Origin of the sequence: Natronospirillum sp., from assembly GCF_022565775.1 — a bacterium.
In the GTDB taxonomy this organism is placed as follows: domain Bacteria; phylum Pseudomonadota; class Gammaproteobacteria; order Pseudomonadales; family Natronospirillaceae; genus Natronospirillum.
Window position 1 is genome coordinate 1 of record NZ_JAIUMC010000037.1, and the last position, 21,406, is coordinate 21,406.

Below are 21,406 nucleotides of genomic sequence, written 5' to 3' on the forward strand. Positions count from 1 at the left end.
TGATGCGCTTTGTCTCGCGCTCGGTGGTCACCGGCTTCGTCAACGCGCTGGCCATTCTGATCTTCATGGCGCAACTGCCGGAACTCACCGGTGTGACCTGGCCCGTGTATGCCATGACGGCCGCCGGGCTGGGCATCATCTACCTGTTTCCCTATATACCCGTGGCTGGCAAGGTGCTGCCATCGCCCCTGATCTGCATCGTGACCCTGACGCTGGTGGCGGTCATATTCGGCCTGGATATCCGCACGGTGGGTGACATGGGCGAGCTGCCCAGCACCCTGCCGGTCTTCCTGTGGCCGGACGTGCCGTGGAATCTGGACACCCTGATGATCGTGCTGCCCTATTCACTGGCACTGACGGTCGTCGGCCTGCTGGAGTCCATGATGACGGAAACCATCGTCGATGATCTGACGGACACCACCAGCGACCGGGACCAGGAATGCAAGGGCCAGGGCATTGCCAACATCGGCTCCGGCCTGCTCGGCGGCATGGCCGGCTGCGCGATGATCGGGCAATCGATCATCAATGTGAAATCCGGTGGCCGTGGGCGCCTCTCGGCGTTTTCTGCCGGTGTCTTTCTGATCATACTGGTGGTCTTTCTGGGCGATTATCTGAGCGTCATTCCGATGGCAGCACTGGTGGCGGTCATGATCATGGTATCGATCGGCACCTTCTCCTGGTCATCGCTCCGAGACATGAAGAAACACCCCCTGTCGACCAACATCGTCATGGTGGCCACCGTCGCCACCGTGGTGTGGACGCACAACCTGGCCATTGGCGTGTTTGTCGGCGTGCTGCTGGCAGCGCTCTTCTTTGCCAACAAGGTAGGGCACTTCATGGCCATCGAGAGCGAGTCTGATCGCGAAGATGATCACCGGGCCTATCGCGTCAAGGGACAGGTCTTCTTCGCCTCTTCCGAGAAGTTCATGGCCGCATTCGACTTCAAGGAAGTGCTGGACCGTGTCACTATCGACCTGACTCATGCCCACTTCTGGGACATCAGCGCCGTCAGCGCACTGGACCGAGTGGTGATCAAGTTCCGCCGCGAGGGTACCGATGTCGACGTCATTGGCCTTAACGAAGCCAGTGCCACCATCGTTGACCGCTTTGGCGTGCATGACAAACCCGAGGCTGCAGAGACCCTGATGGGCGGCCACTGAGCCGCCAGATCAGAACCAAGGAGTTGATATGAACAAGATCGTAGCAGGAATAGATGGCTCGCAGGCGGCTCTGGCCGTGTGCGCTGCCGCAGCCTGGGCCAGTCAGCAGTTGCAGACCCCCGTGCTGGCACTGCATGTCCTCGACAAGTCGGAGTTTCCTACCGAGCGGGATCTCTCGGGCAATCTGGGGCTGGGCGCCCAGGAACATCTGCTGGAGGAACTGGCGGCTCTGGACAGCCAGCGCAGCAAGCTGGCGTTGCAGCAGGGAAAACTGCAACTCAAGGCAGCCCGCGAGCAACTGGAGTCTGATGAGGCGTTCGCCGTGGAAACGCTGCAGCGCCACGGCAGCCTGACCGACACCATTCAGGAACTGGAAGAAGACACCCGTCTGGTCATCGTGGGCCGCAAGGGTGAAACCCATGCCAATGACCTGCACACGGTCGGCAGCCATCTGGAGAACGTAATCCGCGTAGCGCGCAAGCCTCTGCTCGTCACCGTGCATGAGTTCCGGAAACCCCGCAACTTTATGCTGGCCTTTGACAACAGCAAGACCGCGAAAGCCGCCCTGACCCGGGTTGCCGAAAGCCCCTTGCTGAAAGGGCTGCCCTGCCATCTGGTGATGGTGGGTGACGATACGTCGGAGCGCCGGAGCCAGCTCGAAGCGGCCCAGCAGGAGCTGGAGAATGCCGGATTTTCAGTGACCGGCATCGTGCAACCGGGCGAGTCCGTCGCCACAGTACTGGTCAACTATGCACGCGACAAGCAGGTTGACCTGACCGTGATGGGCACGCACGGCCATTCGCGCATTCGCAAGTTCTTTGTCGGCAGCAACACGTCTGAGCTGTTGCGCCAGACCGACACAGCGACGCTGGTGCTGCGCTGAGCAGCTCCAGTCGCTGACCCGACTCCGGCCGGTTAATCGTCAGTGAAAGCCGGCCGATGAAAATCCAGGGCTTCCTGCACGGCAAGAATGCCCGGCTCCACAAGCTCTGGCACCTCGCCACCGGCCAGCGTTTCCAGCACGGCGTGGACGCCACTGGACAATGAAGTCAGGTTGTAGCCGCCTTCCAGCACCAATGCCAGCCGCCCCCTGCAATGCTCGTCCGCTATGTCCTGCAGGATGCGAGTCAGCATTCTGAAGCCGTTGTAGGTCAGATTGAGTGCCATGTCATTGCGGTGCGGGTCGAAGCCGGCGGAGACCAGTACCAGGTCCGGTTTGAAATGACGGGCTGCCGGAACCAGAATGTCGCGAAATGCGCTTTCGAAGGCAGCATCTCCGGCACTTTCCGGCAAGGGCACATTGATGGTGTAGCCTTCCCCCATGCCGTCACCAGTTTCGTGCAGATGCCCGGAGCCGGGATAAAACGGCGACGCGCAATGGGTATCAAACAGCAACACATCGGGATCGGCCCAGAAGATATCCTGGGTGCCGTTACCGTGGTGCGCGTCCCAGTCGACGATCAGCACCCGTTCGCAGCCCAGTTTGGCTTGCGCATGGGCCGCAGCAACCGCCACATTGTTCAGCAGACAGAAACCGCGGGCGCGCACTGGCTCGGCATGATGGCCCGGCGGGCGCACCAGAGCAAAGGCGCTTTGCGCATCGCCTCGGACAACACATTCCACGGCCGCAATGGCATTCCCAGCAGCAGCGGTGGCCGCCTGGATACTGTTGGGTGACATCGCAGTGGTGTCCTTGTCCAACCAGGCGCTCTGACCGGCCAGAGAGAAGATGTGATCCAGATAGGCAGTAGTATGGACCCTGGCCAGTTGCTCGTAGGTGGCACTCTCCCCTGAAGTCCAGTGCACACCGTCAATGGGGTTGGCTTCAAGGTATTGTCGGATGGCTGACAGGCGACCCGGGTGTTCCGGATAACTCCATTTGAAGGTGAGCCCTTCCAGAATACTGCGGACGCGCTTCTCCACGCGGCTGGGGATAAAGGGCATATCAACTTCGGGATTGTGCCCCAGCATCACATCGTCACAAAACAGGTGGACTGTGCGCTCTCCGATCACTGCAGCTCTCCCGGTTGACAGTACGGCGCACGCCACGACCACCATGGTCTGACCCGACGCGCGCCCATTCCCTGTGCATCAAGTCACTTTCAGTATATAGGGTGGCCGACGGGTAGCAAGGACGACAAGCACTAGTGAACAACGTCGCCCTATGGTACTTTGTAAAGACTGAACAAAATTCATACAGCCGGCGTGTATAGGCTGTCAACCAAAGGGTGCTGACCATGCTTCTGGAAGCCGGCCAGACCAGTGACTTTCTGCTCAGCCTGTATCGCAACAGCCATCGGCTGCGGCCCGACGAACTGCAGCGACGCACTCTGCATCAACTGCGTACACTGATTCCTTTTGATTTTGCCGCCTGGGGCGCCGGCAAGACGGAAAGTCGCCATATCACCGAACTGGTAATGCTGGATCAGACGCCCCGCCTGTTCACCGACTGGGCTGCGGTTGCGCAGCAGGATGACTACTGCAGTCTGGCGATTCACAACCTCAATCGCTGCGTGATGTTCGAAGACCTGCCCGGCTTTCGGGAGTCATTCGCCTACCGGGAACACTGGGACCGGTTTGATGCCCGCCGCATGCTGGCGACGATCATGACTGAACCGACATCCGGTTGTGTCAGCTTTATCGGCTTGTGTCGCGAGGACCCCCGACACGGTTTCACCGAACTCCAGCGCCAGGTGAAACAACGGTTACTGCCACATATCGGCGTGGCCTTGCGCTTGAGCCAGGAATACTGGGACGCACAGAATGCCGACAGAGAAGAGGGTGTGGCCATCGTCAACCGGGACGGGTTGGTCCTGTGTTCTCGTCCCAGCTACGAAAATCTGGCCCGCGACGAGTGGGGCGAGTCACCATTGACCGTACCCACGGAACTGATGCAGACAGCCTCTGCGGGCAGGCGCTGGAAAGGGAACGCGATCGAGGCACGGCTTGAACCCCTGGCCGACCATTTTCTGCTGCGTGCACAGCCTCTGGGTGAGGAGCTTCCTCTCACCGAACGAGAGCGCGTGGTGGCAGAACTGTTTGCCTCCGGGAGGTCGAACAAGGCCGTTGCGCGCACTCTGGACATTGCTCCGGCAACCGTGCGCAACCATCTCTCCCGTATCTATGATCGGCTGGGCATTCACTCCAAGTCAGAGCTGATACGACTGCTGGGCTGACCCGGGTTCCGTTCACTTTTTCACACAACCGCAGACAACAATGTTGCGATCAACAGGATTGGGGTCCTCAGCGTTAACGTCGGCAAGTAGAAAAGTAGCGCTGAATCTGACCCAGATCAATTCCACTCCCGATGGAAGCGGAGTACCTTCAACATAGTACGAAGCTTGAGCAGGTGGCCTTGCCGACCCCACCCGAATGGCAGAGTTGTAAACCTGTTGGGCCTCGAGCAAAACACGGAGTTCAGGGACTGTTGCAAACTGCTGGATGCATTCCATTGTTCCTAACCGTTACAGCGAGGCTTTGTAATGTTTACCCTGAATATTGATCAGAATCACCTGCAGTTGGCGCTCGACCATGTGCCATCCTATGTCAGCATCAAAGATCGAAACCTGCGCTATGTCTATGCCAACAGGGCCATGTTGGAGTTTCTGGGCTGCTCCGCACAGCACCTTGAAAGCAGAACCGATCAAGACTTGTTCTCTGCACCCGCAGCGCGGCGCCTGAGCAATATTGATCTTCAGGTTCTGGCCGGCCAGAGGCATGTAGAGGAAATTGGAGCCAAGAACACTTTTGGTCGCCAGTCCGTTTACTGGGTCGCCAAAACACCGCTTTTCAAAGACCGCAAGAAAACCACTGTCACTGGCATTCTAAGTGTCATCACCGATATCACAGTGCAGAGGCAACTCGAAGAGCAACTCGCTTATGCAGCAGAAACTGACATCCTGACCGGACTGTTCAATCGCCGCAAACTGATCGAAAGGCTGGGCCAGGCGCAGCATAGAAGCATTCGCCAGGGCACCAGCTGTTGCCTGATGCGCATCCATGTCGGCAACTTCGAATACTTGAATGATACCTATGGCTACATTCTTGGAGATCAGTTGATCGTGGCCGTGGCCAAGGAGTTGCAAAAGCAGGTGCGGGCCAACGACTGTCTGGCGCGCTATGGGCAGGCAGAATTCATCCTGTTGCTGGAGGACCTTTCACCGGAGCTCACACTGACCAGACAGCAGGTCAACACCGTCACCGACAAACTGAAAGCTGTGCTGCAGAAACCATTGTGCCTGCAGAACCGTGAAGTCGATGCCGGCCTCAGAATAGAGTTCAATCTGTTCCATGGCGCAGATACCAGCATCGACAATCTGCTGTACGAAGTGTCGTCATCCAGCGCCAGTGCGCCACCCATTCACTGACCGGGTAGCACCCCGGAGGCGGTTCGGTCGTACACCACGAAACTGTAGTCATACGGGTTGGGGCCGTTGGCCTTGAAGTCGGCCCGACTGACTTCGACAAACTGTGTCCAGTCGACTTCCGGGAAGACGGCATCCCCCTCCACGTCGGCGTGCACGTGGGTGACATACAGCCGATCGGCATGGGGCAATGCGAGTTCATAAATCTGTGCCCCGCCCATGACGATGATCTCTTCTTCACCATTGACCAGCGCATTGGCTTCGGCCGTGTCCAGACCCTGTTGCAGGCTGACCACACCGGTCACCGTCTCGGGCAGATCTAGCGGGTGGCGCGTCACAATGATATTGGCGCGACCGGGCAGTGGCTTGCCGATGGAATCAAAAGTTCTCCTGCCCATGATGACGGGCTTGCCAAAGGTCGTCCGTTTGAAAAACTTGAGGTCCTCCGGCAGATACCAGGGCAGCTTGTTGTTGCGGCCGATAACGCGATTTTGCGCCTGGGCCCAGATCAGTGCTGTACGCATAAATTGTGGAATTTCCTTGAGATTTGCACGCTGTATGTGGATTATACGCGTCCGCTTTTTGAACGCTATGGACCCGTCATGTCTGTCCAACTGACTGAAATCAATCAGGTGATGCAGGAGGCCGACCTGCTGTACACCCCGCAGCAACTCAATGAGGCCATGGATCGCATGGCCGAAGGCATCAATCGCGACCTGGCCGAGGCCAATCCGGTGGTCTATTCGGTGATGAATGGCGCTCTGGTCATTACCGGCCAGCTGGTCACGCGCCTGACGTTTCCGCTGGAAATCAGCTACCTGCACGCTACCCGCTACCGCAACGAGACAGTCGGCAGCGATTTGGACTGGCGGGCCTTCCCCGCCCAGGATGTCACCGATCGCAGCGTGCTGATCGTCGATGACATCTATGACGAAGGCGGCACTCTGGCGGCCATTGTCGACCATTGCTACGAAGCCGGTGCACGAGACGTGAAAATCGCCGTGCTGGTCAACAAGGACCATGACCGTAAAGTCCGCCCGGACATGGAAATCCATTACGAAGGCCTGAAGTGCGTTGACCGCTATATCTTCGGCTTTGGTATGGACTACAAGGGTTACTGGCGCAATGCGCCCGGTATCTATGCCGTAAAAGGCCTCTGACGTTTGTCCTCCTGTACAGCCGCCCCTGCAGAGTGCATCCTATAGGCTGGTCACCTGAAGGACGGCAGGCAGCATGCGAATACTGATATGTGGAGGCACCGGGTTTCTAGGTCAGGCACTGGCGAAGCGCCTGTTGCAGGACGGCCATGAACTGGTGATACATACCCGCCACCCGGAACGACATCGATCGCGCGGCCGGCTGCAGGCCGAATGGGTCGCTGATTTCGAGCAGATTGCTGCCCCGGTGCAGGCGATCGTGAACCTCACCGGCGCCAACCTGTTTACACTGCCCTGGACGCGCCGGCGCAAGAACGACATCTGGACCAGCCGCATAGATACCACCAATCGACTCGTCGCCTGGATCGAGGCGCAAACCCAGAAACCCGAAGTGCTGCTCAACGGGTCAGCAGTCGGCTTCTATGGTGACCGCGAAGATACGCTGCTGACCGAAGTCAGTGAGCCGGGTTCAGGCTGGTCGACTGAAATGGTCATGGCCTGGGAAAATGCCGCCATCGGTGCCGAAAAAGCCGGCATCAGAACCGTACTGCTCCGCACCGGGCCGGTTCTCGGTGAAGGTGGCATGCTGCAGCCCCTGCAGCTCGCCTTCAAGTTTGGCCTCGGCGGCTCCATGGGCGACGGTCAGTTCTGGTTCAGTTGGATACACCAGGCAGACTGGGTCGAAGCCGTGCGTTTTCTGATTCGTACACCGACCCTGCAGGGGCCGGTCAACCTGACCTCTCCCAATCCGGTCCGCTATCGTGATTTTGCCCTGACCCTGGGCCAGACGCTGCGCCGCCCGGTGTGGCTGACGCCGCCCGGCTGGGCCCTGAAACCGCTGCTGGGCGAACGGGCAGAGCTGATCATGTCGAGTACCCGCGCCATGCCGCAGCAACTGGCAGACGCCGGATTCGAGTGGCGGTATCCGGATATAGGAAGTGCCCTGAAAGCTGTTTGTCGCCGTTGACGCGGCTGTGGCATGATGCTGCTCATGACAGCCCCGACAGCTTCAAACCCATGCTGAAACGACTTTCTCTGGCCCTTGGCCTGACCCTGATACTCCTGCTGGCCGCCTGCAGCCAGCAAGCCGAGTTGTGCAGTCGGCCAGACCAGAATCCGGATTGCCTGCGCTTTCTGGAGCAGCGGCTGGACGAAGCCCGGGTGCCCGGCGTCAGCGTGGCCATCATCGAAAACCGACGGCTGGTCAGCCAATGGGCGGTCGGCAATCATGCAGCGGAGAACGGCCGCCTGCTGACGTCCGTCACTCCCTTCCAGGCCGGAGATCTCGGGCAACTGGTTACCGCCATCGGGGTGATTTCCTGGTTGCAGGAATCGGAACGCGACCTGGATTTCAAGGTCAACCAAAGCCTGTCCGGATGGCGCATACCAGACAACAGTCGATGGTCCGGTGACAGTGTCACGGTGCGTCACCTGCTGAGCCAGCGCAGCGGACTGACGCCCACCCGTTTTCAGGGTTATCGGTTCGGTGAGCGGCAACCCGGCTGGAGCGCGCTGCTCAATGGTACAGAACCGGCCAAATCCGAGCCGTTCCAGCTTGCCGGCCAGCCCGGACAGACCTGCCATCCATCTGCTGCCGGCTACGAAGTACTGGCCTACTGGCTGGAACAGGAGACGGCCAACAGCTTTCCGATATGGCAAAATCGCGCCGTGTTCACACCGCTCAATATACCGGCACGATACCGTCTGATCGGTCTGCCGGCGCCAGCCCTCGGTCACGACTGGCAGGGTGACACCATCGCCGGCGGCTACCGGCGCTATGTGGAGCGCGCGTCTTCCGGCCTGTGGGCCAGTCCGACCGATATGGCGCGCGTGCTGATGGAGGTGATGGCGGCAGAGCGGGGTATCGGCCGGGTACTGACCGACAGCTCACTGATCAACGAAATGCTGACCCCGCAGGGCTGTGGCTGGGGACTGGGTGCCCGAATCGAACGCACCGACAGTGGAACGCTGATCTTTTCGGAAGGGGTAACACCGGGGTACCGGGCAAAACTGGCCGGCAACCTGCAGGATGGACATGGCGTGGTGATCATGACCAATGGCGATCGCGGTGACCGGATTATCGAAGAACTGGTGACCGCAGTGCGCCGCGACTACAACTGGTAAGCGCCCGGTAGACCACAACTGATAAAGACTCAGGATTCCAGCAGGAAGGTGACCGGCCCGTCGTTGATCAGTCGCAAGGCCATCATGGCGCCAAACTCGCCGGCCCCGACCGGATCATGCTCGTCCCGGGCCATCTCGACCAACCTTGCGAACTGCTCTGCGGCCTGCTCCGGCGGCGCGGCCGTGGAAAACCCGGGCCGATTGCCCTTGCGAGTGTCTGCGGCCAGTGTGAACTGGGAGACCAGCAACAGGCCGCCGCCGGTGTCTCGCAGGCTCAGGTTCATCCGACCTTCCTCATCCGGAAACACCCGATAATTCAGCAGGCGCTCGAGCATTCGGCGCAGTCTCGCATCGTCATCGTCCGGCTCCAGGCCAACCAGCACCAGCAGCCCCCGGCCAATGGCGCCCACGACTCTGCCCTCAACCGTGACGTCCGCTTCGGATACCCGTTGCAGCAGCGCCTTCAAATCAGACCGTCTCGACCTTGATCAGCTTTTCTTCGCCGTTGTGCAACTGGACGATCTGCCCATGGTCGTGCATCAACTCGAACATTTCCTGCTTGGGCAGCTTGAGATACTGGCCGCGAATAACGCGACTGGTCCACTGGTGTGTGACCGCGATGGTAACGCCACCAGCATCCTCAACCGAGTCCATCCACGCCGAGACGCGACTGCAGATCAGCGGATAGCTTTCGCCATTGGGATAGGAAAAGCCCCAGCGATTCAGCTGACGCTGCCGCCACTGGTCGGGGAACTGTTCGGCTATCTCTTCATCGGTCAGGCCTTGCCAGTCGCCAAAATCCATTTCTTCGAGCATGGGCGAGCTCTGGACCCGGTCTTGATCCATGCCCAGCGCCTCGGCAATTATAGCTGCCGTGCGCCGTGAGCGGCCTGCCGGGCTGGTGGTCAGAGCAATACGCTTTTCCCCGGCCAGCAGTTGCTGCAATAGCTGCCCTACCGCGCGTGACTGTGCTACTCCGCGCTCCGTAAGCGCCGAGTCACCGCGCCCCTGGCGACGTCCTTCGGTATTCCAGATGGTTTCGCCATGGCGAACGAGAAAAATCATAATTGTACCTCACTCCCGCTGAACCCGACCTTTTACCACAGGGCCGTATTAAAAACTACTGCCCGACTGCAAGGCAGTGCGTAGCGCCTGCACGCAGGCCTGTCGATCCGCCAGGCGCAATTGCTGCTGAATGAGAGACCATGCCTGATTTTGCCAGACCCGACGCACCCAGGCGGGCAGCAGGGGTTCCGCCTCGGCGCCATCCTGCGCTACCCGATGCCACAGGGCCAACGCAATGACCGGGCGCAGCGCTGATTCCGGCTGGTGGCTTGCACACCAGTGCTGAAGGCGCGCCTTGTCATGGTCGGAAATGGGCGGCGGCGGAACAGCACGAGCCAGCGCCAGCAGGGTCGGAACAGACAGCGTGGCGGTCTGCTCTACATGGAGCAGGGTCTGGGCGCCGAGACTGCTGCTGGCCTGACGACAGACCTGCGCCACAGAAGGCTCTCCGGGCCTGACCACCAGCAAGGCGCGCTCGCCGCTGGCGGCCTCCGCTTGCTGGCCCAGACGCACCGGCCAGAAGCCGTTGGTATGCCAGAACGTGCACAGATCGGCAGTCAGACCAAAGGACGCCGCCAGATAGTCCGGCGCCTGCTCTTCCACAGTTTCCGCTTGCAGCGCCTTGAGCAGCGCTGATGCAATACCACGGCGCTGCCATCCCGGATGCACCACCAGACGCCAGATTCGCCAGCCCCGCCAGTCGGCCGCACTGCGGCAGCCCAATTGCCCGACCAGACTCTGTTTGGCCAACTGACTGCCCGGGCGTCGAGTACCCTGCCAAACCGCCTGTGCCAGATCGTCCGGCAGCGGCGGCTCACTCAGGGCCAGCAACAGCCCGACCAGGCGGCCACCGGCCTTTACCCCGAGGGCGAGCACATCAGAGCTGTCCAGACACTGCCGCAAGTCATCCGGTCGGGTTTGGTAATGGGCTGCAGTGAGCAGGTGTATCCAGTCGTCACGCAGGGCCTGATCGCTTAGCAGTTCGATGGCCTCGAGTCTTTGTGGTGGTGTCCACTCGGCGCTGCCTGCCGCGTTGTTCTGCAGCCAGCCGTCCGACGACTGCTGCGGATACAGCAAAGCCGCCTGCAGGGCCTCAGTAAGAGCATCACCTGCTGTCCAGCGGATCGGCGTGCTCAGGGTCAGGTGCTGCCATACCGGTGCACTGGCCTTCCAGCCGGGCAAGAAGCGCAGTAAAAAGCCCTGTCCGCTACCTTCGTAGCCCTCGGTAGTGGTAATACAGGCCAGTCTGTCCGCGCGCTCGACCAGAGCTTGCAGGCGTGGAACACCCAGCATCGCGGCTTCATCCGCCAGCACCAGATCTGCCGTGGCACCGTCCGTCTGCCATTGGTCCCAGGTCAGCGTCCTGAGAGTGCCGGCCTCCGCCATCTCACTGCAGCCCGCCCGCTGCAGCCAATGCTGTACCTGCGACAGCGGTTCTCCCTGGGCGGCCAGCACCGTGATGGTATGGCCGCGCGCCAGCAGCGAGCGAACGGCCAGCGCCAGAGCCACCGTCTTGCCGTGACCCCGCGGTGCGCTTACCAGACAACCGGAGCCGCGCGGGGCGTCGGCCAGGTCTGTCAGGGCCGTCACCGCCGTCGCCTGATCGGGTGTGGCCGGCAACAGAGTGCCTTCGGGTGCGACCGCCAATGCAGCAGGCTCCGGTGCAGGCAGGGCGGCCACATCCTCGAGCCACTGGGCACCACGTTCCAGCAAAGTGTCACGCCAGGTGGCAAACCAGCGGGAGGGCTGGTTACGCAACCAGCCATAGCGCTCCGGCGCATTGGCGTTGAGCAGGATAATCAGTTGGCCACCGGCGCGCACGCAGCCAGCGGCCTGAGACAGATGGTTCAGATGCCAGCCGAAGCGCCAGTCGAGCACCAACCGGTCAACGCTGTGTCCGAGGCGGCGCATCAACTGACGACCGGGCACGGCATCCGGCCAATGAGAAAGGGTGGCGGTCTCGACCCCGGGACCGGGGACATACAGTGTCTGCCAGTCAGCCTGCCTCGCCTGCCCGGCCAATGCCTGCAGCGCGTCGCTCAGCGGCTCATCCGTGCCGTCCAGCAGCCAGAGCTGGCGACTGGGCAGTGCAGCAAGGTCGTTGACTGGGTGCAGAGAGGGTGGGTGTGACATGGCTCAGGCGCTGGAATCAGGCGCTCCCAGAATATGGGCCAGATCCTCGGTCGCCTTGACGAGTCCGTCCACCATGGCCGGATCATGAGCCGAGTGACCGGCTTCGCGAATGATCTCCAGGCGGGCATTGGGCCAAGCCTGTTTCAAGGTCCAGGCATTGTCGACCGGACAGACCATGTCATAGCGGCCGTGGATGATGATCGCCGGATGCTCTTCCAGGCTCGACATGCCTTCCACCAGAGGGGTTCTCAGCCATTCGTCACGGCGCATGAAATAGTCACTGGAAAGCCGTGCCATGCTGTAGGCCGTGTGATGGCTGATCATGCGGGCCACGGTCTTGGGGGACGGTTTCAAGGTGGCGATCAGGCCTTCCCAGGCCGACCAGGCCCGTGCGGCGCGTGAGCGCTCCAGCTCGTCAGGTCCGGTCAATCGTTTGTGATAGGCCTCAAGCAGCGGGCGCTCGCCATCTACCCCTTGCACAAGCTTTTGCCAGTGCTCGGGAAAGACCTGGCCCGCGCCCCCGTCGTACAACCAGTCGAGGTCCTGCTGGCGACACAAGAATACCCCCCGGAGCAGAAACCCCAGCACCCGATCCGGGTGAGCCTGACCATACAGCAGAGACAGCGTCGTACCCCAGGACCCACCGAAACAGACCCAGCGGTCGATGCCGAGGCGTTGACGGATGGTTTCCATATCGTCGACCAGCCGTTCCGGGTCGTTCGCCTCCAGGCTGCCATGTGGTGTGGAATGGCCACAGCCCCGCTGGTCGAACTGAATGATGCGATACACCTGTGGGTCAAAAAACTGCCGATCGCGGTCGCCGCTGCCGCCACCGGGGCCGCCGTGCACAATGATCACCGGGATGCCGTCAGGATGCCCGCTTTCTGCCACCCAAAGCCGATGCCCTCCGTCCACATCAATATGATGGATCTGAAAGGGGTTAATTTCCGGGTGGTAATAGCGCATCAAGGGCTCCGCGGCCGTGCAAGAATCGGGACTCAAGTCCCTACTATATCCGGTTGTGTGCTGTACCGAAACCGGGAACCCGGGCCGGCACTCCGGCTGTTCAGAATACTTGAACCAGGGCTTCAGATGATTCTGCTGTGATACGGCCGGCACTTCGCGCAAACTGCCTTCACTCAAACAGGTAAATCAGGAGTCAGACATGGGTCTGCTGGTAGACGGACAATGGCAAGACAAGTGGTATGACACCGGCAAAACAGGTGGCCGGTTCAAGCGGGAGGACTCCCAGTTTCGCAACTGGGTGACTGCCGACGGCAGCGCCGGGCCGTCAGGCGAGGGTGGTTTTGCTGCTGCCTCCGGTCGCTATCATCTGTTCGTGTCCATGGCCTGTCCCTGGGCCCATCGCACCCTGATCTTCCGCCACCTGAAGGGTCTGACTGCGCATATCGGGGTCAGTACCGTGCACCCGGATATGCTGTCCAACGGCTGGGAATACACGGGGCCTGAACTGGCTTCGGACACCCCGATCGGTGACCCGCTGTACAACCTGCAGTACCACCATCAGCTCTACACCCGCGCCAAGAAGGACTACACCGGTCGCGTAACCGTGCCTGTTCTGTGGGACAATGAGCGCGACACCATGGTGAGCAATGAGTCAGCCGACATCATTCGCATGTTCAACAGCGCCTTCAACGAGATCACCGGCAATACCCTGGATTTGTACCCGGAGCCTATGCGCGGCGAGATCGACGCGATCAACGAGCGGGTCTATCACACGGTCAACAACGGGGTCTACAAGTCGGGGTTTGCGACGACCCAGGCCGCCTATGAAGAAGCCTTTACCGAACTGTTCGACAGCCTCGACTGGCTGGATGGGCTGCTCGCCGAGCGCCGCTACCTGGCCGGTGACCAGATCACCGAAGCCGACTGGCGGTTGTTCACGACACTGGTGCGCTTTGATGCGGTGTATGTCGGTCACTTCAAGTGCAACCTGAAACGCATCGCGGACTACCCGAACCTGAGCGGTTATTTGCGTGAGCTGTATCAGCAGCCGGGCATTGCCGAGACAACAGATCTGGTGCATATCAAGCGGCACTATTATTACAGCCACGACACCATCAACCCGACGCGGATCGTGCCCAAAGGGCCGGAGCTCAATCTGGACGCCCCGCACGGGCGGGGGTGAGAAAGGGGGGCCTGCGGCCCCGAGCGCGGCCAAGGCCGGCGCCTACAGGGTGGCTCATTTGTAGGAGGCCACCCCGCTGGCCGATTCGAAAAGGGGCCTCCGGCCCCGAGCGCGGCCAAGGCACGCGCCTACAGGAGACCGATTTCTCGCAGGCGCTCTTCAAGAAACTCGTTGGCGGTGATCGGCGGATAGCGGGCCGGGTTGTCAGCACTGACGCACTGCGGCAGCACGTCCAGCGCCATATCCGGATTGGGATGCAGGAAGAAGGGCAGCGAGTAGCGACTGCTGCGCGCCGCCTCGCCAGCCGGGTTGACCACCCGATGCGTGGTGCTGGGCAAGAGACCATTGGTCAGCCGCTGCAGCATATCCCCGATATTGACTACAATAAGGCCTGGCACCAGCGAAACCGGCACCCACTCGTCCTGGCGGCTGAGTATTTCGAGACCCGACTGTCGTGACCCCACCAGCAGCGTGATCAGGTTGATGTCTTCGTGCGGCGCAGCACGCAGGCTGCCGGCCGGCACGGTGTCTGGCAGCGCCGGGTAATGCAGCACCCGCAGAATGCTGTTGCCCTGGTCGACACGACTGGCAAACCAGCTCTCGGGCAGACCCAGATACAGCGCCAGCGAACTCAGCAGCCTACAGCCCAGTTGTTCAAGCGCATCGTACAACTCAAGCATTACTTGCCGGAACTGCGGCCGGTTCGGCGGCCAGAGATTGCGCTGCAGTTGCTCGTAGCGGGGTGTGCCAGCGACTTCCCGCCCCACATGCCAGAATTCTTTCAGATCGTGTACCACCGACCCTTTGGCGACTTCTCGACCGAAGGGCGTGTACCCGCGCGTTCCGCCCTGAGTAACCGGCCAGCCCTGCTTCTCGGCGTCCGGCACGGCAAACAGAGCCGCCGCCTCATCCAGGGCCCGGTCAATCAGCGCAGCCGGCACCTGGTGCCCGCGAATGCCCACAAAGCCCCACTCGGCATAGGCCTCACCCAGTGCCCGGGCGAACCCGCCCGGGTGCTGCTCAGCCTGCCGAATATCAAGCTCTGGCAGGTGCATGGTGTCAGTCCGGCCAGCGGCGCACGACGCCCTGGCTGATCACGCCCTGCACCTGCAGGTCTTCACTCCACAGCACCAGATCGGCATCAGCGCCCACGGCCAGGCGGCCCTTGCCCGGCAGGCCGAGCACATCGGCAGGGTTCACAGTGACGGTTTTCAGCATGGTGTCAAAACCCAGCCCTACGTCATCGACGCCACGCTTCACGGCCTCGGCCATACTGTGCAACTGGCCCATGGCCACCCGCACAAAACGCCCATCCGCATCGAACTCGGGCAGGCTGGCATAGGCGTCGCTCGACAGGGTCAGGCGCTCCGCCGGCACCCCTGCCGACAGGGCCTCGGCAACCGCGGCCGGGCTGTCGATATCACCCTCCGCCAGCAAGCCTTCGTTGGTGCTGGCGGTGAAGTCGATAACGCCGCCCTCGCGGGCAAAGCGGATGCCGTCCTGCAGCAGTTCACGGGTGCGATTGATATGCGTGGGGTAGAAATGAGACAGCCGCACCGGATAGCGCTCGGCGGCCGCGAAAAGCACACCCAACTTGTCCTCATGGTCGCCCACATGAATGCTGAGTACGCCCTTCTTGCCGGCCAGCATGGCACCGACCCGCACATCTGCGGACAAACGGGCCAGCTCTTCCGCCGTGGGGTGGCTGCCCCGGTGATCGGCAATGGCCACTTCGCCAACCCCGATCACGTCGGGAATCCAGGCCAGGTCGGTCTGCACCGAACCAGACAGCGTGCGTACCGGCAGGTGATAATTGCCCGAGTAGATATAGGCGGAGACCCCCTGCGTGGCCAGATAACGCGCATGCGCCAGCATATCGGTATGGGTGCGCTGCACTGCATCGGTGCCCAACGCACCAGTGACGGTCGTTACGCCGCTGGTCCAGGCGTCCTCTGCGGGCATGGCCGGCATGCGCGTGGCGTAACCGCCTTCGCCACCGCCACCGGTAATATGGGTCAGTGTGTCCACCAGCCCGGGCGACAGGCTGGCACCGTTGGCATCCAGTTCGGTCAACTCGGGCAGGCCGCTGATGTCCAGTCGTGGCTCAATGGCCATGATGCGACCACCGACCAGCAATATATCGCGCAAGCCCAGATGTTCCGGAGCATAAAGACGGGCATTGCGGATCAGGACGCTGGTGGGCGAAGGGGGTGCAGTGGTCATAAAGTCCTCTTTATTCTGGGCGTGTGCACTCTGCTTGACGCAATTCTGTAGCTCCGGAGCAGCCCAGTGGCAGTCTGCCTGGACGACCTGTGGCACAATACAGCGCTGCGAACTGCCGCGCCGCCGATTGAGCCCAGTGCCGATGAACCGGCATCCGGTCTACTGTGTTGGCGCCTTTTTTGCTATGCAAGCAGGTCGCAATTCAATAACTTACCATACCAGAGCTCAAGGCGAGCCTTAACCGTCGTCGGTACACCATTGCGAACAAATGGTTGCAGAATGCGACAGCAGAATTGCATTTATGCCTTCGCTGATGCTTTAGTGAGGGCACATAACAACAGGCCGAGTTCCTTGCCATCTGCTCTATCCGGGTTCTGACCACTCGGCCCGGGGTACTGGAATCGGCGCCGAACGAGATCGGGAGTCAACATGTCTGATGCACAGCCACCTCTGGTGGTGAAAGATATTCACAAATCCTTTGGTGATACCGAAGTACTCAAAGGCATTTCACTGACCGCCAACAAGGGTGATGTCATATCGCTCATTGGCTCTTCCGGGTCAGGCAAGAGTACCTTCCTGCGCTGTATCAACCTGCTCGAAACCCCGAACCAGGGCGACATCAAGGTTCACGGCGAAGACATCAAATTCCGCGGCAGCGGCGGTGACCGCGAGCCGGCGGATGCCAAACAGGTTCAGCGCATGCGCTCCAGGCTGTCGATGGTGTTCCAGAGCTTCAACCTCTGGTCACACATGACGGCCCTGCAGAACGTTATCGAAGCGCCCATTCAGGTGCTGGGGCTGAGCAAGGATGAAGCCATGGCGCGCGGTGAAGACCTGATGCGCAAAGTCGGCCTCTACGAACGCAAAGATGCCTATCCGGCGCACATGTCCGGTGGCCAGCAACAGCGTGCCGCCATTGCCCGTGCCCTGGCCATGGAGCCCGACGTCCTGTTGTTCGATGAACCGACGTCAGCGCTGGACCCCGAGCTGGTGGGCGAGGTGCTGCAGGTCATGCGCACCCTGGCCAAAGAGGGTCGCACCATGGTCGTGGTGACTCACGAAATGAGTTTTGCCCGCGACGTGTCCAATCATGTGCTCTTTCTGCACCAAGGCATGATTGAGGAAGAAGGCGACCCGAAAGAGCTGTTTGCCAACCCGAAAACTGAGCGTCTGCGCGGCTTCCTCCAGCCCAAATACTGAACCCGGACAGCACACAGGAACAGAGGCATCTCATGAATCGAATAATTGTGCCCATCGTGGTTTTTGCGGTTGCAGGCCTGGCCTCACTGCTGGTACTCGACTTCTATCGCGAACAGCCTCAGGACCGCACCATCAGGCTGGCCGTCGATGTACCCTATGAGCCCTTCGAGTACTATGACTCGAGCGGCAACCTGACCGGCTTTGAAATCGAGTTGGGCGATGCGGTCTGCGCGGAAATGCAACTGAGCTGCCAATGGGTAGTTCAGGCCTGGGACGGCATTATCGACGGCCTGCTGGACCGCCGGTACGAGGTCATTTTCTCGTCCATGAGCATTACGCCCGACAGGGCAGAGCGGGTGCTGTTTTCCGAGCCCTACTACACCACCCCCAGCGGCTGGTTTGTGCGTACCGGCTCGGATCTCAATCCGGATGATCCGGCCTCCCTGCTAGGCATGAGAGTCGGTGTTCAGCGGGGCACAATTCAGGACAACTATATAACCAACCATGTTGATGGTCTCGATGTGCGCCGCTACAGCACAGCCGATGATTTTGTGCTGGATCTGGAAGGCGGCCGCCTGGATGCGATTTTTGTCGACTTCCCGGTGGGTGAACAGACCATCCTGAGTCGGCCCGGGTTCGAGTCGGTAGGCGAGCCCGTCACCGAGCCAAGGTCTGTCTTCGGTGACGGTGTAGGCGCGGCCTTTCATCCTGACGACCGGGCCCTGGCCGATGTGTTCAATGAAGGGCTGGAGCGGGTCAAGCAGAACGGCACCTACGAGCAGATCATGAACAGCTATTTCAATTACGACATCATGATCTGAAGTGTAGCGGTGCACCGTTTTGATCCGTCGCCCCAACAGACGGTCCGAAGCGGTGCAGTGCGGCAAGATCGGCCCTGGTGAGCAGCGACACGGCGGTTTAGGTTTGCGAACAAATACTTTTTTTTTGCGACAGCTCAATTGCTTTCGCGACTGGCCTGGGGTGTTATTGGAGCAGATAACAACAAGACAAAAGTGGCGATCACAAGCGCCCGCGCTGCCCCAGCGCCGAGATGTATGGATCTGCGAAGCCCGATTCCGACTGAAATGCCGGGTACTGTTCTTGCAGTAGAGGCGAGCAGCAACGTGAAAGAGAAAGTCTTGCGTCATGCCGGCGATATGAATGCCGACATTGGCAAGCGTAAGGAAAATCAACAATCCGATAACAACGGAGACACAACAATGAAGAAACTGACACTCGCAATGGGCGTATTGGCGATGAGCGCCAACGTAGCACTCGCAGATGTCGTGCGTATGGGTTCGGAGGGTGCTTATCCTCCGTACAATTTCATCAATGATGACAACGAGCTGGACGGTTTCGAGCGGGAACTGGGCGATGAGTTTTGCCGCCGCGCCAACCTGGAATGCGAATGGGTCATCAACGACTGGGATACCATCATCCCCAACCTGGTCGCAGGCAACTACGACACCATCATGGCTGGCATGTCCATCACTGACGCGCGCAAGGAAGTGATTTCCTTCACGCAGGACTACCTGCCCAATGACCCGTCTGCCTACATGGCGCTGGCCGGCACACCTGCTGATGTCATCGACAACGGCATCATCGTGACCCAGTCCAACACCATTCAGGCTGGCCATGTTGCAGAAACCGACGCTGACCTGATCGAGTACTCCACTCCGGACGAAACCATTTCAGCGGTACGCAACGGCGAAGCCGATGCGGTTCTGGCCGACAAGGAGTTCCTGGAAGCCTACGTACGTGACTCAGGTGGTGAACTGGTCCTGATCGGTGAGATCACTCTGGGCGGCGGCATCGGCATGGGCGTTCGTCAGTCTGACAATGAACTGCGCGAAACCTTTGATGCGGTTATCGCCGAGATGAAAGAAGACGGCTCTCTGAACGAGCTGATCGTCAAGTGGTTCAACGAAGATCTGCAGTACTGATCTTCACCGACCAACTGTAAAACGACGGGGCCTGCGGGCCCCGTCTTGACTGGCCAATTCCTATGTTCTCCTTTTGTACCGATCCTTCAGTTTTACCAGCGTGGCAATGGTATGCCTGCTACCTGACGTCAGGCACGCATCTGGCGTTCTACTGGTCGTTTGTGGTCGTTATCATGCTGCTCCTGCTGGCTGCACCTTCAGCACTGCTGGTCGGCTTCGGTGGCGCACTGGCCATGCGTTCCAAATTTCTTCCCCTGAACATGCTGGGTCGTGGTTATACGAGCCTGGTTCGGGGTGTTCCCGATATCGTATTCTTTCTGTTCGTGCCCATCGCCATAGGCCAGGGTGTCGAATACATCATGCATCAGATCAACTGCCCGGATTGGGACCAACCCATCCGACAAGGCAATGATTTCATAGTCTGTCGCGACGCCCAGGTGCCGCCGCGAGGCTCACCCTCCTGGATGTACAATGCCTGGGGCTTTTTGCTCGCCCTGATCGCCTTCGCGGTGGTGTTTGGTGCCTTTGTCGCCAACACCCTCTATGGTGCCATGCGCGCCGTGCCCAAGGGCCAGATCGAAACCGCCGAGGCCTACGGCATGAGCAAGCGCCAGACCTTCCGCCGCATTATCCTGCCGCAAATGTGGGTCTATGCACTGCCTGGCCTGTCCAATATCTGGATGATTCTGACCAAGGCTACGCCGCTACTGTTCCTGCTGGGTATTCAGGATATCGTCTACTGGGCCCGCGAGCTCGGCGGGGCCAAGACCTCGCTCTACAAGTATCCGCACCCGGACTGGCGGGTCTGGTATTTTCTGGTCGTGCTGGCCTTCTATCTCTGCCTGACTGCACTCAGCGAACGCTTCTTTGACCGCATGATGAACCGCTTCAGCGTCGGCCAGGCCACCTCCGGCGGCGATCGGCAGAACAAAGGCAAGAAGAAAGCAGTGGCCACAGCCGGGGAGACTGCCGCATGAGAACCTGTGCTGAAAGTTTTCAGGGTTACATCCTGCGCTCTCTGGGCCGCGACTACGGCGAGCGTTTGCTGCCCCGCGGCCTCGACATCACCTTCTGCGATCAGTTGTTCCTGATCGGCTCAGGCATGATCTGGAATCTGTATTTTGCCGTCATGGCGGTGGTGTTGGCGTTCTCGCTGGCCACGCTGCTGGCCATTGGCAAGTTCAGCCAGAACTTTTTCTTTCACAAGCTCAGCGCCTGGTTCATCTTCGTGTTCCGGGGCTCTCCGCTGTTCATACAGTTCTTCTTTTTCTATTCCCTGTTCGTGCTGCTGCCGCGTCAGGGCATCGAAATCAACCTGCTGTTCACCACCATTACTGCCAACACAGGTGCCTTCCGCACCGCAACGGTGGGGGGGCTGGTCGTACTGACCCTGAATACGGCGGCCTACACGGCCGAACTGTTCTATGGGGCCCTGAGGTCGATACCCAAGGGCGATCTGGAGGCGGCTGATGCTTACGGGCTGACCGGCTTTACCAAGTTCCGCCGCATCGTCTGGCCGACCATGATGCGTCTGGCCTGGCCGTCCTACACCAACGAGGTGATCTTTCTGTTCCACTCCACCACACTGGTCTTCCTGTCGGCCTTTCCGGCGCGCCAGCAATCCGGTGAAGCGCTCTACTATGCGCGCTACTTTGTGGACCAGACCTTTAACCCGTTTGTGGCTTTCCCGATCGTGGCGTTCTACTTCATTGTGGCGACCATACTGATCATCACACTGTTCTCGTTCGGCAACAGGCATCTGAACCGCCATCTGCCGCAAGAAGTTCGGCCCAAGATCCGCTTCAAGCCGCAGTATCTGCGCTAGGTGGACACCGGTTGAGCAGCGTGGTGAGGTGATGGGGCCTCGCGGTGCAGCGGCAAAGGCAGC

General features: G+C 60.2%; 21 protein-coding genes. 13 read left to right on the plus strand and 8 right to left on the minus strand.

Annotation, left to right across the window (positions count from 1 at the left end):
- Positions 1–1,160, plus strand: a 1,160-nt coding sequence (locus tag LAT62_RS08780) for a SulP family inorganic anion transporter (RefSeq protein WP_293382123.1), incomplete at its 5' end; no start/stop codon positions are given.
- A gap of 28 nt (positions 1,161–1,188) precedes the next feature.
- Positions 1,189–2,043, plus strand: coding sequence for a universal stress protein (locus LAT62_RS08785; protein ID WP_293382126.1), 855 nt, complete (start codon positions 1,189–1,191; stop codon positions 2,041–2,043).
- A gap of 32 nt (positions 2,044–2,075) precedes the next feature.
- Here the strand turns inward: LAT62_RS08785 and LAT62_RS08790 are convergent, their stop codons facing one another.
- Positions 2,076–3,173, minus strand: a complete 1,098-nt coding sequence (locus LAT62_RS08790; RefSeq protein WP_293382129.1) for a histone deacetylase — start codon at positions 3,171–3,173, stop codon at positions 2,076–2,078.
- A gap of 224 nt (positions 3,174–3,397) precedes the next feature.
- On the opposite strand from LAT62_RS08790, the gene LAT62_RS08795 reads away from it, so the two are divergent.
- On the plus strand, positions 3,398–4,336 hold the full coding sequence (locus LAT62_RS08795) for a LuxR C-terminal-related transcriptional regulator (RefSeq protein ID WP_293382132.1): 939 nt from the start codon (positions 3,398–3,400) through the stop codon (positions 4,334–4,336).
- Positions 4,337–4,642: 306 nt separating this feature from the next.
- A complete protein-coding gene (locus tag LAT62_RS08800; protein ID WP_293382135.1) occupies positions 4,643–5,527 on the plus strand; it encodes a diguanylate cyclase in 885 nt (294 codons plus the stop codon).
- Here LAT62_RS08800 and LAT62_RS08805 read toward each other — a convergent pair.
- Positions 5,521–6,048, minus strand: coding sequence for a dihydrofolate reductase (locus LAT62_RS08805; protein ID WP_293382138.1), 528 nt, complete (start codon positions 6,046–6,048; stop codon positions 5,521–5,523). The two genes, LAT62_RS08800 and LAT62_RS08805, sit on opposite strands and share 7 nt — an antisense overlap.
- A gap of 78 nt (positions 6,049–6,126) precedes the next feature.
- On the opposite strand from LAT62_RS08805, the gene LAT62_RS08810 reads away from it, so the two are divergent.
- From LAT62_RS08810 to LAT62_RS08820, 3 genes are all read left to right on the plus strand, one after another.
- Positions 6,127–6,684, plus strand: coding sequence for a hypoxanthine-guanine phosphoribosyltransferase (locus tag LAT62_RS08810; RefSeq protein ID WP_293382141.1), 558 nt, complete (start codon positions 6,127–6,129; stop codon positions 6,682–6,684).
- A gap of 73 nt (positions 6,685–6,757) precedes the next feature.
- Entirely contained in the window at positions 6,758–7,648 is an 891-nt protein-coding gene (locus LAT62_RS08815; RefSeq protein ID WP_293382144.1) for a TIGR01777 family oxidoreductase, read from the plus strand.
- Positions 7,636–8,805, plus strand: coding sequence for a serine hydrolase (locus tag LAT62_RS08820; protein WP_293382147.1), 1,170 nt, complete (start codon positions 7,636–7,638; stop codon positions 8,803–8,805). The genes LAT62_RS08815 and LAT62_RS08820 overlap by 13 nt, the downstream gene beginning before the upstream one ends.
- A 29-nt stretch (positions 8,806–8,834) precedes the next feature.
- Here the strand turns inward: LAT62_RS08820 and dtd are convergent, their stop codons facing one another.
- The 4 genes from dtd to pip are packed head-to-tail and all read right to left on the minus strand — an operon-like array spanning position 8,835 to position 12,969.
- Entirely contained in the window at positions 8,835–9,272 is a 438-nt protein-coding gene (dtd, locus tag LAT62_RS08825; RefSeq protein WP_293382150.1) for a D-aminoacyl-tRNA deacylase, read from the minus strand.
- A gap of 1 nt (position 9,273) precedes the next feature.
- Positions 9,274–9,870 (minus strand): histidine phosphatase family protein, encoded by a 597-nt coding sequence (locus tag LAT62_RS08830; RefSeq protein WP_293382153.1) that lies wholly within the window; start codon positions 9,868–9,870, stop codon positions 9,274–9,276.
- Between the two features lie 48 nt (positions 9,871–9,918).
- Positions 9,919–12,003 carry a GNAT family N-acetyltransferase gene (locus LAT62_RS08835; RefSeq protein ID WP_293382156.1) on the minus strand — a complete coding sequence of 695 codons (2,085 nt, stop codon included), beginning with the start codon at positions 12,001–12,003 and terminating at the stop codon, positions 9,919–9,921.
- A 3-nt stretch (positions 12,004–12,006) separates the two neighbouring features.
- Complete coding sequence (pip, locus tag LAT62_RS08840) at positions 12,007–12,969, minus strand: prolyl aminopeptidase (RefSeq protein ID WP_293382159.1); 963 nt, start codon at positions 12,967–12,969, stop codon at positions 12,007–12,009.
- A gap of 199 nt (positions 12,970–13,168) precedes the next feature.
- Here pip and LAT62_RS08845 point away from each other — a divergent pair, with 199 nt between their 5' ends.
- Complete coding sequence (locus tag LAT62_RS08845) at positions 13,169–14,152, plus strand: glutathione S-transferase family protein (protein ID WP_293382162.1); 984 nt, start codon at positions 13,169–13,171, stop codon at positions 14,150–14,152.
- 128 nt (positions 14,153–14,280) lie between these two features.
- On the opposite strand, the gene LAT62_RS08850 is transcribed toward LAT62_RS08845, so the two are convergent.
- Both LAT62_RS08850 and iadA read right to left on the minus strand, forming a co-directional pair.
- Complete coding sequence (locus LAT62_RS08850; RefSeq protein ID WP_293382165.1) at positions 14,281–15,207, minus strand: 2-oxoglutarate and iron-dependent oxygenase domain-containing protein; 927 nt, start codon at positions 15,205–15,207, stop codon at positions 14,281–14,283.
- A gap of 4 nt (positions 15,208–15,211) precedes the next feature.
- Positions 15,212–16,375: a beta-aspartyl-peptidase gene (gene iadA / locus LAT62_RS08855; RefSeq protein WP_293382168.1), complete on the minus strand. Its 1,164-nt coding sequence runs from the start codon at positions 16,373–16,375 to the stop codon at positions 15,212–15,214.
- Positions 16,376–16,804: 429 nt separating this feature from the next.
- On the opposite strand from iadA, the gene LAT62_RS08860 reads away from it, so the two are divergent.
- The 5 genes from LAT62_RS08860 to LAT62_RS08880 all read left to right on the plus strand — a co-directional run bounded on the left by LAT62_RS08860 (position 16,805) and on the right by LAT62_RS08880 (position 21,343).
- Positions 16,805–17,575: an ABC transporter ATP-binding protein gene (locus LAT62_RS08860; RefSeq protein WP_293382171.1), complete on the plus strand. Its 771-nt coding sequence runs from the start codon at positions 16,805–16,807 to the stop codon at positions 17,573–17,575.
- A gap of 32 nt (positions 17,576–17,607) precedes the next feature.
- A complete protein-coding gene (locus LAT62_RS08865; protein WP_293382174.1) occupies positions 17,608–18,396 on the plus strand; it encodes a transporter substrate-binding domain-containing protein in 789 nt (262 codons plus the stop codon).
- Between the two features lie 399 nt (positions 18,397–18,795).
- Positions 18,796–19,518 (plus strand): transporter substrate-binding domain-containing protein, encoded by a 723-nt coding sequence (locus LAT62_RS08870; protein WP_293382177.1) that lies wholly within the window; start codon positions 18,796–18,798, stop codon positions 19,516–19,518.
- Between the two features lie 173 nt (positions 19,519–19,691).
- On the plus strand, positions 19,692–20,495 hold the full coding sequence (locus LAT62_RS08875) for an ABC transporter permease (RefSeq protein ID WP_293382180.1): 804 nt from the start codon (positions 19,692–19,694) through the stop codon (positions 20,493–20,495).
- Complete coding sequence (locus tag LAT62_RS08880) at positions 20,492–21,343, plus strand: ABC transporter permease (protein ID WP_293382183.1); 852 nt, start codon at positions 20,492–20,494, stop codon at positions 21,341–21,343. The genes LAT62_RS08875 and LAT62_RS08880 overlap by 4 nt, the downstream gene beginning before the upstream one ends.
- The last annotated feature ends 63 nt before the right edge of the window (positions 21,344–21,406 follow it).